This window comes from Microcoleus sp. MON1_C1 (assembly GCF_036701945.1).
Classification (GTDB): Bacteria; Cyanobacteriota; Cyanobacteriia; order Cyanobacteriales; family Microcoleaceae; genus Microcoleus.
In genome coordinates this window covers 1-15373 of sequence record NZ_JAUBRO010000055.1, presented here as the reverse complement: position 1 = coordinate 15373, position 15373 = coordinate 1, and the positions used below count along the sequence as shown (strand labels likewise).

Genomic DNA, 15373 nt, shown 5'->3' with positions numbered 1-15373 from the left:
TTTTCTGTTTCCCAATTTCCAATTCCCCATTCCCCATGCCCAATCCCCAATGCCCAATCCCCTGTATATTTTCTTTTTTTTCAGGTTCAGGCTTCCTCGATTTGGGCTTTGAGTCGATCGGCTTTAATGTAGCGTATGTCAATGAAATTTTCCCACCTTTCATGCAAGCATACCGCTATTCTCGGCAGTGCCTGAATTTGCCGCTACCAGAATACGGATATTGCGAAGGAGAGGAAGCAGATGTAACTCGACTTCTAGGGGGAGAACCAGCTTTTCGCCTGCGGGAACTGATGCAGGATGCGCGCAAGCATCACGATATAGTGGGGTTTATCGCGGGGCCGCCTTGTCCTGACTTTTCTATTGGTGGCAAAAACCGAGGTGGGGAAGGAGATAAAGGCAAACTTTCAGCTTCCTACATTGAATTGATTTGTCAGCAGCAGCCAGATTTCTTTTTGTTTGAAAACGTCAAAGGTTTGTGGAGAACCAAACAACATAAAATTTTTTATGACGCACTCAAAAACCAGTTGGCGGATTCGGGATACGTTTTTGCGGAACGTTTAATTAATGCGATAGAATACGGTGTCCCGCAAGATAGGGAGAGAATTATTTTGATTGGATTTAGAAAAAACCTTGTCAAAAATCTGGGCATTTCCCTAGAGGAAAAAAGCCCAATGTTAGCCGAAAGTTTATTTCCTTGGCAAAGTCAGGTATTATATCCCAAATCAGAATTTTTTTCTCATCCTTGGCCTGAGAGAACAGCCTTTGCAGATGATGGTTTCGTGCCTTGTCCTGATGGCATTCCCCAAGATTTAACGGTAGAATTTTGGTTCCAAAAAAATGACGTTCTCAACCATCCCAATGCCAAACACTATTTCCAACCCAAAGCAGGCCTTAAGCGGTTTGCTTCCGTTGATGAAGGAGATGATTCAAAAAAATCTTTCAAGCGATTGCACCGATGGCGTTATTCGCCAACAGCTTGTTACGGCAATAACGAAGTTCACTTGCACCCTTACAAACTTCGCCGGCTTTCTGTTGCAGAAACACTGGCTATTCAGTCACTGCCAAAAGATTTTGCACTGCCGGCTAAGATGACATTGACTAATATGTTTAAAACTGTGGGCAATGGGGTTCCTTATTTGGCGGCACAAGGTATTGCCAAAACAATTTTACAGTTTTTATATCACTAAAAAAACAGAATAGCCAGATACCCGACTTCGCAGATTTTGTCGGTATCTAAAACTATTTGTAGAGATAAGGGGCGCATTGCACACCCTATAATTATTAAAATTCCCAATTCCCAGACGTATGTCGTTTAACAGAGAAGTGTTATAATAAAGTGTTAAGGTTGAAAACCTATATTTTTTATTTGCCTGCAATTCGCCATGACCGTTAAACCCCGCCGCTATCACATCACTACTTTCGGATGCCAGATGAATAAAGCCGACTCGGAACGGATGGCCGGCATTCTGGAAAATATGGGCTTTGAGTTCTCGGAAGACCCGAACGAAGCTAGCTTGATTCTCTACAATACTTGCACAATTCGCGACAATGCCGAACAAAGAGTTTATTCTAACCTCGGAAGGCAAGCTCATCGCAAGCGCCAAGAACCGGGTTTAACTTTAATTGTAGCTGGATGCGTGGCGCAGCAGGAAGGTGAAGCGCTGCTGCGGAGAGTGCCGGAATTAGACTTAGTAATGGGGCCGCAACACGCTAACCGACTTGAAGATTTGCTGGAACAAGTTTTTGAGGGCAATCAAGTTGTGGCGACTGAAGCTGTTGAGATTATGGAGGATATTACTAAGCCGCGCCGCGACAGCAAGGTGACTGCTTGGGTGAATGTAATTTACGGCTGCAATGAACGCTGCACTTATTGTGTTGTCCCCAATGTTCGCGGGGTTGAACAGTCGCGAATGCCGGAGGCAATTCGGGCAGAAATGGAGGATTTGGGCCGTCAAGGTTACAAGGAAGTAACTTTGTTGGGGCAAAATATTGATGCTTACGGACGCGATTTGCCGGGGACAAAACCGGACGGCAGCAACCAGCATACTTTGACGGATTTGCTTTATTTTGTGCAGGATGTGCCGGGAGTCGATCGCCTCAGATTTGCTACTAGCCACCCGCGCTATTTTACGGAAAGATTGATTAAGGCTTGTGCTGAGTTACCGCAGGTTTGCGAACATTTTCATATTCCTTTTCAGTCCGGGGATAATGATATTTTGAAAGCGATGTCGCGGGGTTATACTCAGGAGAAATACCGCCGGATTATTGATACAATTCGCCATTATATGCCGGATGCTTCGATTACTGCGGATGCGATTGTCGGTTTTCCTGGGGAGACGGAAGCGCAGTTTGAGAAGACTTTGAAGTTGATCGAAGATGTTGGTTTCGATTTGGTGAATACTGCGGCTTATTCGCCTCGCCCTGGGACGCCGGCCGCTTTGTGGGAAAATCAGTTGAGTGAGGAGGTGAAAGCCGATCGCCTGCAACGAATCAATCATGTAGTCACAACAACGGCGATGGAACGATCGCAGCGCTATTTCGGACGCACTGAAGAGGTTTTGGTGGAAGTCCAGAATCTCAAAGATTCAACTCAGGTGATGGGACGCACTCGCGGCAATCGTCTGACATTTTTTAAGGGCGATATTGCTGAATTGGCTGGTAAAATTGTGCGGGTTAAAATTACAGATATTCGCGCTTTTAGTTTGACGGGAGAAATGGTGGAATAGTTTTGAGTTTTGGGTTTTGGGTTGAACCAAAAATAATGTTTGCCAACTCAATACTCAAAACATAAAGTGTAGGGTGTTAAATCGCAACTAGATTTGTGGGAAGAAGTAATTTAACATCAGCAGCAAATTATGCTGAAAGTAATTCGCATTTTGCCGCCCACAACTCTTCTTAAAAATAAGCATGACTGGAGTATTGAGCTCCGGGAATATCTAAGTGCGCGAAAAGACGAGGAAGGAAATAAACTGTTTCAAGCCAGGGCAAGAAACCGGAATCGAATGCGGAGGGAAATGATGCAATTTTCGATTAAATGTGGCTGTTTGCTGTGGATTCTGGGGACGGTTTAACTGAAAATGGCCGGGGGGGTAATTGAGGCTTTTCACAGGGGGGAGGGGGATTTTAACCGCAGAGAGCGCAGAGGAGAGAGAGGAAGAGTGGAATAGAGGAGATAAATAGTCTTAAAGCGGTTCGTCTCTGCGTTAGCTGCGCTAACTGCGTGTATATTTGTCGAAAAGTCCTAGGAGTGGTGAAAAATGACAACGATGCGGATCGGGCTATTGTTCGGGGGGCGATCGGGCGAACACGAAGTCTCAATTAGTTCAGCGCGGGCGATCGCCCGTGCCCTCGCTGCTGACGAAAATGCCTCTAAATACGAAGTTCTGCCCTTTTACATCCAAAAAAACGGCCACTGGCTGTCGGGAACATTACCTCAACAAGTCTTAGCCAGCGGAAAACCTCTGGAAATAGAGCAAGAACCAGGACAAAACGACTCTCCCGCTGGACAGTTTCCTAATTTTAATGCCGTAGATGTTTGGTTCCCTGTTTTGCACGGGCCAAACGGCGAAGATGGTACGGTGCAAGGATTGCTGAAATTAATGCAAGTTCCTTTTGTCGGTTCCGGGGTTTTAGGTTCGGCGCTGGGAATGGATAAAATTGCGATGAAAATGGCTTTTGCTCAGGCTGGTTTGCCACAGGTAAAATACATCGCTGTCAACCGTTCAGAAATCTGGTCTAATCCTTGCGTTTTCCCCAAACTGTGCGACAAAATTGAAGCTGATTTGGGCTATCCTTGCTTTGTAAAACCCGCTAATTTGGGATCGTCAGTGGGAATTTCTAAAGCTCGATCGCGCGCTGAATTAGAAGCAGCTCTCGACAGCGCCGCCAGCTACGACAGGCGGATAATTGTCGAAGCGGGTGTGGTTGCTAGAGAATTAGAATGTGCAGTTTTGGGCAACGACAACCCCCAAGCTTCAACGGTGGGAGAAATTACTTTTCAAAGCGACTTCTACGACTACGAAACTAAATATACCCAGGGACAAGCCGACTGCTCAATCCCGGCAAAAGTCAGCGGTGCGATCGTCTCCCAAATCCAAGAAATGGCAGTGCAAGCATTTTTGGCTATAGACGCGGCAGGTTTAGCGCGAGTAGACTTTTTCTACATTGAATCCACCGGAGAAGTTTTGATTAACGAAATCAACACTTTTCCCGGCTTTACAGCTACCAGTATGTATCCGCAAATGTGGGCAGCGGACGGCATTTCTTTCCCGGAATTAGTAGACCGTTTAATTCAATTAGCTCTTGAACGGCACGGGGAAAAAGGTTGAATCGTGCGCTGCAAACTGCTGCCTTGCCAACAGCAACAAATATTTTTTTCGCGGGTGATATATCCATACCAGCGGAAACGATATAACATGGTTGTGGCAGGCACTGCCTGCCAGCAACCAAATTTTCGCTGCTGGTCGATCGACTGGGAATCTTCAGCAGTGGGGTATAAATTAAATGCACCATAAAATGTTTAAGCGAGAACGGCGAATAGCAGCGTCAATCTCACATCTTTCATCTCCAATTTTAACTCGGTTAACTTAGATGAGACGTTTCACTCAACTGCCGCAGTGGTGGACTTACGGACTGGTATTTCCCCTAGCGGTACTCAACTGCTGGTTAGCCCTCCTAGTCTTTGAATATTTTCGCGCCCTGATTACAGTTTTGGTAGTGGCTACAGTGCTGTCTTTTTTGCTAGATTATCCAGTGCGCTTTCTGCACAGATACGGCTTGAAGCGCGATCGAGCAGTTTTGTCGGTATTGTTTTTGACTTTATTGCTATTGGTGGTTTTAGGTCTGACTCTAGCCCCCATTCTGCTAAACCAAATTACTGAACTTGCCACCCGACTGCCGACTTGGATAGTTTCAGGCACAGAACAGATTGAAGCGTTCAACAAGTGGGCGGAAAATCGCAATCTCCGCATTGATGTTAGCGGTTTGACTACCAAATTGAGCGATCGACTTTCAGCTCAGTTGCAGTCTCTCACTGGCGAAATTCTCAAATTTGGCTTGGGTGCGGCAGACAGTCTGTTGAATTTCCTGCTCACAATAGTCGTGACATTCTACTTGCTCTTGCACGGCGATCGCGTCTGGGAAGGCTTGTTTAAATGGTTTCCCTCCAAGCTGAGCCTTCAATTGCGAGAGTTGCTGGCGCGAAGCTTCCACAACTATTTCGTCGGCCAAGCAACTTTGGCGGGTTTGATGGGACTGTCTATCACTGTTACTTTTTTAATTTTGCGAGTTCCCTTCGGACTTCTGTTCGGTTTGGGCGTGGGTGTAATGACTATGATTCCCTTCGGGGCACCTTTCAGTATTTGCATTGTCAGTTTGCTGATCACATTAAACAACTTTTGGCTCGGCGTCACAGTTTTAGCTGTCGCTACAGTAATTGAGCAAATAATTGAAAGCGGGGTTGCTCCTCGGTTATTAGGCGGTTTTATCGGGCTCAATCCTGTGTGGATTTTAGTGGCGCTGCTGGTGGGGGTTAAGGTGGCAGGAGTAGCAGGTTTGTTAGTTGCTGTGCCCATGGCTGGTTTTATTAAGAATACTGTTGATGTTTTGGAAATTTCGAGGAACAAGTCGAGGGAAATCGATTCGGTTAATTCCATTGAACCTATGGAGCAATAAAATTCCTCCATAGGTTCAAATTTTAGATTAGAAGAGAGTTTTTGCCGGCTATTTTGACTTAGGTTTAGTTGGTACTTTAGCTTGAGGCTTTAGAGGTTTTTTACTTCCTGCTTTAGGGTGAGGCTTTCCGGTGCTTTAGCTGCTATCCTTCCTGGATGCAGGCGGGATTAAAAACCCCGTTTCTAGGTTAACGTCGATCGCTCACAACGAAGATTTTGCGTAGAAACCTGGCTTTTTTGAGTGCAGGATTGTTGTTGACTTCGGATATCAATCCTGTGAAAAGTTTGCGGGAAATACGGAATATGCGACCTGGCTAGCGTAGTTTGTATTATCGCGCTCAGACAGCAATTCGCCAGTGCCGACCCAGTTCGATCGCACTCAAAAGCTCGATTTCACAAACAATTTGCCAGCGACTGTCTGGTTTCTACCCCAGCTTGTAGGGTAAACCCCACCAGTCAAGCAGAGCTCATCAATGCTTGAATTAAAATTAAAGAACCTTTAGTTCTAATTTAATTACAGTAGGTGCTAAAAATGCAAAATCCTAATTATAACTCTGGCTCTAACTCTCACCAAATCAATACTATGTCAACCAAAAATATGCCGGCTACAACTGTGCGTTCTCGCCGTTTTTATTTGCCGAAAAAACTTGCTTTTTTATCCCTCATTTTGCTCGGCTCCACCGCAACTGTTGGGTGCAACGCCATAACTTCTCAAGTTCCTGGAAGTTCTAACGCCATTCAAGCTGAACCTTCAACTACAGCGCCAATCTCAGCATTGCCCGCGAATATACTGCCCTCTCAAGACTCTAATTTTGTCACTAAAGTTGTGCAGGAAGTCGGCCCGGCGGTGGTGCGGATCAATTCTTCTCGCACGGTGACGAACCAAGTTCCAGATGAGATACCCGAGCAATTCCGGCGCTTCTTCGGTTCGGAATCTCCCATTCAACCGGGAAATCGAGTAGAACGGGGTTCTGGTTCGGGTTTTATTTTTGGTTCTGACGGTCGCATTTTGACTAACGCTCACGTCGTTGACCGCGCAGATACGGTGACGGTAAAACTGAAGGATGGCCGCGAATTTGTCGGCAAAGTTTTAGGCGTAGATACAGTTACTGATGTGGCTGTTGTTAAAATTGAAGCTACCAATTTGCCTGTGGTGAGTTTGGGCAAATCTGAAGAATTAGAGCCGGGAGAATGGGCGATCGCGATCGGCAATCCCCTCGGTTTGGACAATACTGTGACTGTGGGCATTATTAGCGCTACAGGCCGTTCTAGCGCCGATGTCGGCGTTCCCGACAAGCGCGTCAGCTTTATTCAAACCGACGCTGCGATCAATCCTGGCAATTCTGGTGGCCCGCTGCTGAACCAGCGCGGTCAAGTTATCGGCATGAATACGGCGATTATTCAAGGCGCTCAAGGATTGGGTTTTGCTATTCCGATCGATCGAGCACAACAAATTGCCGACCAATTAGTAACAGCAGGAAAAGCCGAACATCCTTATCTCGGCGTTCGGATGTTGAGCATTACTCCCGAAATCAAGAGAGAATTTAATCAAAATCCCAACACCAAATTGAGGCTGACTGAAGATAAAGGCGTGTTAGTTTTGGGAGTTGCGAAAAATTCTCCAGCGGCACAAGCTGGAGTTCGCCTTGCCGATGTCATCAAGAAAATCAACGGTAAAGAAGTCAGCGATGCTGGCAGCGTACAAGAAATTGTTGAGAAAAGTACCGTGGGCAGCGATCTGCAGCTTGAATTAAGCCGCGGCGGACAACCTGTCACTGTGGCGGTGAAAGCGGGTGCTTTTCCAGCGGAGCAGCAGCAGTAGAATAGTTGATTGAAACTTGTCTCTTGCACCATTGTCAATAATCCTTTTATGAACAGGCAAGATGCCTGTTCCACAAGAAAATTAATCTCTTGTGGAACGGGCATCTTGCCCGTTATTGAAAATGGTGCAAGAGGTGAGTTTTAATCGGCTTGGTCTGTGAGACGGGCCTTTAAACCTCCCGCCGGATGTCGGGGGTAGCCGTTAGAGTAAGTTACGATAATTTATATGGGTTATTAAGAGGTAGAAAAATGGCTAACATTAATCGGAGGCGTACTGAAAATATTAACGGTAATTTTTATGTAGACAGTACCTGCATTGACTGTGATACTTGTCGGTGGATGGCACCTGAAGTATTTACTCAAGAGGGAGAACAGTCTGCGGTTTACCACCAGCCAACTAATGAAACTGAAGAAATGCGATCGCTCGCGGCTCTTTTGTCTTGTCCCACAAGTTCGATCGGCACTGTTGAAAAACCCACAAGAATCAAAGAAGTTCAGAAAAATTTGCCCGCACTCGTAGCAGAAAATGTCTATCACTGTGGCTACCACTCAGAGAAATCCTACGCCGCAGCCAGCTATTTAATTGTCCGCCCAGAAGGAAACATTTTAGTTGATTCTCCCCGTTTTGTGCCGCCGCTAGTTAAAAATATCGAAGCAATGGGTGGCATTCGCTATCTGTACTTGACTCACCGCGACGATGTGGCAGATCATGAACAATACCACCATCATTTTGGGTGCGATCGCATCCTTCATGCTGACGAAATTAACGCAGGTACTCGCAGTGTAGAAATTCAATTATCGGGCAGTGAACCGCATCAAATCGCAGATGATTTGTTGATTATACCTGTTCCCGGTCACACGAAAGGTCACACAGTTTTGCTTTACAATAAAAAGTTTTTATTTAGTGGCGATCATCTTGCTTGGTCGGAAAGTTTGCAGCAGCTAGTTGGCTTTCGCGACGCCTGTTGGTATTCTTGGCCAGAACAAATCAAATCTATGCAGAATTTGGCTAATTATGACTTTGAATGGGTGTTGCCGGGACACAGCCGCAGGTATCAAGCCGATCGAAAAACAATGAGGAATCAAATGCAACAGTGTGTTGCTTGGATGCTCAGCGCTTAATACCGCAGATTTCAACTGAGTGAAGTACATTCACCCCAGCCACCCTATCGGGTACCCTCCCCTTAATAAGGGGAGAGTTGGGGAGGGGTATACTCGATTTAGATGCAAAGCGCTGTAGTTGAAAACCCATTTTATTCTCCCCCGTTGAAACAGCTATTAGATAAACAAAGTCCGAGCAGAGGGGGACTAAGAATAAGAGGGGATATTTAAGCCGGATTGGGTATTAAGCCTTTGGAATAGCCACCACAGTCATAGAATTAGCCGGGTAAGTTGCCTGAAATCCAGTATCACTGACACCTAAATCGCTCTGACGGAGGATCGCCCCCAAATTCGCATCGCTATAACTGTAAACTTGAGCTTTGGCGGCTGGGTTAAATCCTTTCAAACTCAAGTTGCTGGTCAAATTTTGGCTGGTTTTATTAATAATTACCAGGGTCAGAGTACCATCACTGGTACGATCGGCTCCGTAGATTGACAAAAGTCCTTGATCTGTGCTAGGGGATCGCACCCAAGTATCGCCATACTTACCGCCTTTTCCGTCGTAATTCATGTACATTCGGAAAGCATAAGCCCCCGGTTCCGAGGACTTAGGAGGCCCCCATAGCGTCGCTAAATCAAGTTGTTCTCGCCCAAAAATCCCCAGTACATCGGCTTGGGCTAATGCCCCGTTAATTGACTCTAAACCGCCCCAATTGTATTCAGTAATTGCAATTTTTGTACCTGGATAATCCTGTTTTACCCACTCTCGAAACCGGGGAAGGATTGTTAATGGCGGATTGTATTTTCCTATCCAGCTTTCATCAATATAGGTAGCATCCCAGAGAGAACGAGTCGATCGCAGTCGTAGCGCTTGGGTTTTGGCATCGCCGGCGGGACAATTGGCCAAACAGGTATTGTCCGCCGCAGGATAGTAGTGTTCGTCGAAATAGTCTAGAATCCGAACACCTTTTTGCTGTTCATAAGCGCGCATTTGTTGCAAGTACCACCGCGCAAACCAGACACCGCCGTGTTTTTCACGATCGCCCTTAACCCCCGAATCCACATAGACAGGCCAGCCAAAATCCGACGGGCCGAGTACCTTAGCAGTGGGATCGGTAGCTTTTACCATTGACGCATATTGATAAGTGCGATCGCGCAATTCATCGTAACTTGTCGGTTCTGGATGAACATCGCGGTGAGTATTTCCCCAACCGCTTGGTTCGTTGTCCATTTGGTAAATTTGCACACCGCCGTTAGCAGCAGTACCGTGGGTTTTAATTAAGTGTTGAACCCAAGGTTTCTGGAAAGCTGCATCGCTAACAATGCTGACATCAAGGCGATTATTATCACTTATCAAAGTGCCATCGGGACGCTTACCATTGCCGCATTTATCACCTTCTGGAAAAATGTAGGGGTTTGTTTTTTCTTGCGGGCCGTATTTGGATACTCTAAAGCCACAGTTCCAAGTGCTAAATTTATTTACATAGCCAATCATCGGAATAGTAACAATACTTTTGCTGCCGTTTTGGCGGTTAGTTTTGACAATTTTATCTATAGACTCGCCGGGAACAGGATTTTTATTGTCGCCGCCACCCACGAAAAAGAAGTCATCGCCACTGTTGGAAGAATCGACAAGCCAATTGTAGCGACTGGTGTGATTAGCCCCCCAACGTTCCACTGGAATTCGCAACTCTTGGGCGAGGGCCCTATCGATCGCGAAATCATTCATACCATAGATATCGGGACTTATGGAATGTCGATCGGCTGTAACGTCTACAGACAAAGCCGGGCCGATAGTTTGGGCGATCGCCATTTTGATGTAAGCTGCTGTTGCTACCACCCCCAAAGCAGCCAAAAGACCTAACAATAATAGGATAATCCAACGCGATTTATTTTGGGGAGCCAACCACAAAAATCGTCTATTCATTTTTTATTTTACCTGGGGATGTTTGGATTCTTGTATTACATTGTTTTCGGCGCGTTGATCTAGCTTTATAAGCTATTATACCTTTAAAGTTTATTTTTTTGGCGGGCTAGAGGCACCCCACAAGAGTATATGTGTAAGGTGCCCATTGCCCACCCGGAGAGACTTATTTAACCTTGACTGTAAGCCTCCATTGGCAAACAAGAACAAACAAAATTGCGATCGCCAAACGCATTATCTATCCGCCCCACCGCCGGCCAAAACTTATGTTCGCGAGTCCAAGGGGCCGGATAAGCCGCTTGCGCGCGAGTATAAGGACGATTCCACTCATCAACCATCAGAGATTCTGCGGTATGCGGCGCATTTTTCAATACGTTATTTTGCGCGTCAACATTACCTTTTTCAATTTCCGCAATTTCAGCTCGAATTGCAATCATTGCATCGCAAAAACGGTCTAATTCCTGCTTCGATTCGCTTTCCGTCGGTTCCACCATTACAGTACCAGCAACTGGCCAAGAAACCGTCGGCGCGTGATAGCCGTAATCCATCAACCGTTTAGCGATATCTTCAACTTCAATAGCCGCAGATTTTTTGAGCGATCGCAAATCTAGAATACACTCGTGCGCCACTAAACCCGCTTTCCCTTTGTACAAAACCGGATAATAAGATTCTAAGCGTGTGGCCATGTAATTAGCATTAAGAATTGCTACTTTTGTTGCCTCAGTTAAACCCACTCCTCCCATCATGCGAATGTACATCCAAGAAATAGGCAAAATGCTAGCACTTCCCCAAGGCGCTGCGGAAACAGCACCAACTGATGTTTGTTGACTGTTGGCTGTTGACTGTTGACTGTTAAGAATAGAATGACTGGGCAAAAATTCTGCTAAATGAGACATTACCCCAATCGGCCCCATTCCCGGCCCGCCGCCGCCGTGGGGAATACAGAAAGTTTTGTGCAGATTCAAGTGACAAACATCAGCACCAAAATCACCGGGGCGGCACAAACCAACTTGAGCATTCATATTTGCGCCGTCCATATAAACTTGTCCGCCGCAGTTGTGGACAATCTCGCAAATCTCTTTAATTTCTTCCTCAAAAACGCCGTGCGTTGATGGATATGTCACCATCAAAGCCGCCAGTTCATTTTTGTGTTTTTCTGCTTTTTTATGTAAGTCAGCAACATCAATATTGCCCTGAGAATCGCACTCTACTGGAACTACTTTCATCCCCGCCATCACCGCGCTAGCCGGATTTGTACCGTGGGCTGACTGGGGAATCAAACAGATATTTCGGTGAGATTCGCCTTGGTGTTCGTGGTATTGACGAATAACTAACAAACCCGCGTATTCCCCTTGGGAACCGGCGTTTGGCTGCAAAGAAATTCCCGCAAAACCTGTGATTTCGGCCAGCCACTGTTCTAGTTGCACGAACATCATTTGATAGCCGCGAGTTTGATCGCGGGGTGCAAAGGGATGTATCTTGCCAAATTCCGCCCAAGTCACCGGCATCATCTCTGCTGTTGCATTCAATTTCATTGTGCAAGAACCCAAGGGGATCATCGAGGTGTTCAGCGATAAATCCTTGGCTTCTAAACGGTGCAAATAGCGCAAAAGTTCAGTTTCTGAATGGTAGCTGTTGAAAACTGGATGGGCGAGATAGCTGCTGGTGCGATCGCAAAAATCTGGTAAGGTCAAATATGAACTTAATGCCTCTGCATCCAGCGCAATGTGGAGAGAATTCTGCCCGTCAGCCCTCATATAATCCTTATCCTGAGCAAAAATTTTCCACAACTCTTGCACATCTTCAGCGGTTACAGTTTCATCTAAACTAATTCCTACTGTCGAGTTATCGAAAACTCGGAGATTTATTTTCCGAACTTTAGCAGCTTCTAGAATTTCTGACAGCGGTTTGTCTCCCAATTCTACCCGCAAAGTATCGAAGAAATGTTGAGAACAAATTTTGTATCCGAAACTTCTTAAACCGGATGCCAAAAGGGCAGTTAAATTCCATACTTTCTCAGCAATGTCATTCAGTCCAGATGGGCCGTGATAAACAGCATACATACTCGCCATCACTGCCAGTAAAACTTGAGCAGTACAAATATTGCTAGTTGCTTTTTCGCGGCGGATGTGCTGTTCGCGAGTTTGCAAGGCCAAGCGCAAAGCAGATTTGCCGTTAGCATCTTTAGAAACGCCGACAATTCGCCCCGGAACTTGCCGTTTAAACTCTTCTCGCGTGGCGAAATAGGCTGCGTGGGGCCCTCCGAATCCCATCGGCACTCCGAAGCGCTGAGTGCTTCCTACGGCTATATCGGCGCCGAATTCGCCGGGGGGTTTGAGCAAGCAAAGGCTCAAAATGTCGGCAGCTACTGTGACTAATGCGCCGACTTCGTGTGCCGATCGAATAAAATCCGTATAGTCGTAAATTGCGCCGTCTGTGGCTGGGTATTGCAGGAGAGCGCCGAAGATTGTACGATCGAACTCAAAGCTGTGATGGTCGCCGACAATTACCTCAATTCCCAGGGGGTAAGCGCGAGTTTGCACCACTTCAATAGTTTGAGGGTGGCAATCTTGGGAAACAAAAAACGCTTTTGCCTTATTTTTGCTGGCGCCGTAACTCACCGCCATCGCTTCCGCCGCCGCAGTCCCTTCATCTAGCAAAGAAGCGTTGGCAATTTCCAAACCCGTAAGGTCAATTATCATGGTTTGGAAGTTCAGCAAAGCTTCCAATCGCCCTTGAGCAATTTCGGCTTGGTAGGGAGTGTAAGCTGTATACCAGCCGGGATTTTCTAGGATATTCCGCTGGATGACGGGGGGAGTTATGCAGTCGTGATATCCAGTGCCGATGTACGATCGAAATACCTGATTTTTTGCAGCAATTTCTTTCAATTCTGCCAAAGCGCTGTACTCGCTTTGCGCTGCTGGAAGTTGTAGGGGTGCAGAAATGCGAATCGCCGCAGGAACCGTTTTGTCAATCAAGTCATCGAGGCCCGAAAGGCCCAAAACATCCAGCATTTGCTGGATTTCGCTGGGTGTCGGGCCAATGTGCCGGCCCGCAAAACCATCAATGGATGAAAGGTCTTGCTGCTGGTTGGGTTCAAGTTGAGGGCTGTAGAGTACCAAGGCGGATTCTCCTGAATTGACTTTTCTTCTTTGTTTGTAACATTTTGCTAAGAAAACAAGGAAGATTTTCTGCGTCTATCAAAGTCCGTCAGGGGTTGAAATCCCTGTCTCACAGCTAAACTCGTCGGTCGCAGACTGTAGATTAAGGCGCACTTATCGCAACTCCCCGCGCAACTGCTTAGTATTTCCGTCGTCTTGAGACGACTTGTGCTATTAGCCAGGGGTTTCAACCCCTGGCGGATTGTGGAGGAATCTACGATCCCCATGCCCTATGCCCTATGCCCTATGCCCTATTCCCCTTCCACCATTTTGCGATACTCCGGGGCCGAGAAAGCGTCATCTGCATCGCTGGTGTTGTCAACGCGCACTTTCAGCAGCCACCCAGCGCCATAGGGGTCTTCGGCCAAATTTTCGGGAGACTCTATAATGTCATCATTGCGTTCTACGACTGTACCGGTAACTGGTGCTTTCAAGTCTTCAACCGCTTTCACTGACTCGACTGTACCGAAAGCTTCGCCCTTTTCCAACCCTGCACCCACTTCGGGCAAATCTAGAAACACGATATCGCCGAGTTGGTCAACTGCAAAAGCACTAATGCCGATCGTGGCTATTTCGCCTTCGAGTCGAATGTATTCGTGGGTGTCTAGGTATTTCAAGTCATCGGGGTATGTTAGTGCCATGTCTTTTCTCGCAATAAAAAAGTATTAGTTAAATCTTATTCAACTATGAGCCTTTAGTGATGGCTAACTGGAACAGAAAAAATATTAAACGCTTGCTTTTCGGAGAATTTTCTGTCAAACGACTTATGCGCTCTATAATTTTTATTTACGCATTTCTGTGTTTTTACAGTTTCTTTTTTTCAGAACGGCTAATTTTTCAACCTCCCCCATCTAGTCAGAGTGAGAGCAGGGAAGTTATCAAAGTTAGCTCAGCTAATGGCGTGAAAATTTCTGCTGTTCATTTTCCTAACCCGCAAGCTAAATATACCATACTTTACAGTCACGGGAATGCAGAAAACTTGGACGGGATTTTGTGGCTACTCAGAGAGATTCGAGATAGCGGGTTTGCTGTGTTTGCCTATGATTATCAAGGTTACGGCACGAGCCAGGGAAAGCCTTCTGAGTATAATACTTATCGTGATATTGATGCTGCTTACAATTATTTAACGCAACGGTTGGGAGTATCTGCAAACCAAATTATTCTTTATGGCCGTTCTGTGGGCGGTGGGCCGGCAATTGATTTGGCTTCGCGACAAAAAGTCGGCGGTTTGGTGGTTGAAAGTTCCTTTGTTTCGGCTTTTCGGGTGTTGACGCGGATGCCGATTTTACCCTTTGATAAGTTTGTGAATATTGATAAGATTGGCAAAGTTCGATCGCCTGTTTTGGTGATTCATGGTAAGGCTGATGAGGTGGTTCATTTTTGGCATGGAGAGCAGTTGTTTGCCACCGCCAACGAGCCGAAATTGAATTTTTGGGTTGATGGGGCCGGTCATAATGATTTGATAGATGTGGCGGGCGATCGTTATGCTGCAACTTTGCGAACATTTGCTAAGCTCGTAGATAAGTCTTCTTGACCAAGATGAGCAACGGGCTAGAAGCCCGTTCCACAACAACACATACACTTATACTTTATTGTGAACCGTTGCTATGAGCAACGGGGAGCGTGTCACTTTTGCGATGAGTATTTATACTAAAGTATTTCTTCGCTTACCAATTAAGTCATTTAAGTAAGCA

At 46.2% G+C, this 15373-nt stretch carries 10 protein-coding genes; 7 read left to right on the top strand and 3 right to left on the bottom strand.

Annotation, left to right across the window (positions count from 1 at the left end; all coding sequences use genetic code 11):
- The first annotated feature begins 35 nt into the window (after nucleotides 1-35).
- From QUA62_RS24280 to QUA62_RS24255, 6 genes are all read left to right on the top strand, one after another.
- A complete protein-coding gene (locus tag QUA62_RS24280; RefSeq protein WP_333407311.1) occupies nucleotides 36-1187 on the top strand; it encodes a DNA cytosine methyltransferase in 1152 nt (383 codons plus the stop codon).
- Between the two features lie 195 nt (nucleotides 1188-1382).
- Nucleotides 1383-2726 (top strand): tRNA (N6-isopentenyl adenosine(37)-C2)-methylthiotransferase MiaB, encoded by a 1344-nt coding sequence (gene miaB / locus QUA62_RS24275; RefSeq protein ID WP_333407310.1) that lies wholly within the window; start codon nucleotides 1383-1385, stop codon nucleotides 2724-2726.
- Between the two features lie 531 nt (nucleotides 2727-3257).
- Nucleotides 3258-4328, top strand: a complete 1071-nt coding sequence (locus QUA62_RS24270; RefSeq protein WP_006631625.1) for a D-alanine--D-alanine ligase family protein — start codon at nucleotides 3258-3260, stop codon at nucleotides 4326-4328.
- 262 nt (nucleotides 4329-4590) lie between these two features.
- Complete coding sequence (locus tag QUA62_RS24265; RefSeq protein ID WP_333407309.1) at nucleotides 4591-5673, top strand: AI-2E family transporter; 1083 nt, start codon at nucleotides 4591-4593, stop codon at nucleotides 5671-5673.
- A 582-nt stretch (nucleotides 5674-6255) separates the two neighbouring features.
- Nucleotides 6256-7494 carry an HhoA/HhoB/HtrA family serine endopeptidase gene (locus QUA62_RS24260; RefSeq protein ID WP_445301712.1) on the top strand — a complete coding sequence of 413 codons (1239 nt, stop codon included), beginning with the start codon at nucleotides 6256-6258 and terminating at the stop codon, nucleotides 7492-7494.
- 248 nt (nucleotides 7495-7742) lie between these two features.
- Nucleotides 7743-8615, top strand: a complete 873-nt coding sequence (locus QUA62_RS24255) for an MBL fold metallo-hydrolase (protein ID WP_333407307.1) — start codon at nucleotides 7743-7745, stop codon at nucleotides 8613-8615.
- A 223-nt stretch (nucleotides 8616-8838) separates the two neighbouring features.
- Here the strand turns inward: QUA62_RS24255 and QUA62_RS24250 are convergent, their stop codons facing one another.
- The 3 genes from QUA62_RS24250 to gcvH form a co-directional block, all read right to left on the bottom strand.
- Entirely contained in the window at nucleotides 8839-10521 is a 1683-nt protein-coding gene (locus QUA62_RS24250; RefSeq protein ID WP_333407306.1) for a glycoside hydrolase family 44 protein, read from the bottom strand.
- Nucleotides 10522-10688: 167 nt separating this feature from the next.
- A complete protein-coding gene (gene gcvP / locus QUA62_RS24245) occupies nucleotides 10689-13640 on the bottom strand; it encodes an aminomethyl-transferring glycine dehydrogenase (protein WP_333407305.1) in 2952 nt (983 codons plus the stop codon).
- A 290-nt stretch (nucleotides 13641-13930) separates the two neighbouring features.
- Entirely contained in the window at nucleotides 13931-14320 is a 390-nt protein-coding gene (gcvH, locus tag QUA62_RS24240; RefSeq protein ID WP_333163397.1) for a glycine cleavage system protein GcvH, read from the bottom strand.
- A 59-nt stretch (nucleotides 14321-14379) separates the two neighbouring features.
- On the opposite strand from gcvH, the gene QUA62_RS24235 reads away from it, so the two are divergent.
- Entirely contained in the window at nucleotides 14380-15213 is an 834-nt protein-coding gene (locus QUA62_RS24235) for an alpha/beta hydrolase (protein ID WP_333407304.1), read from the top strand.
- Nucleotides 15214-15373: the final 160 nt, after the last annotated feature.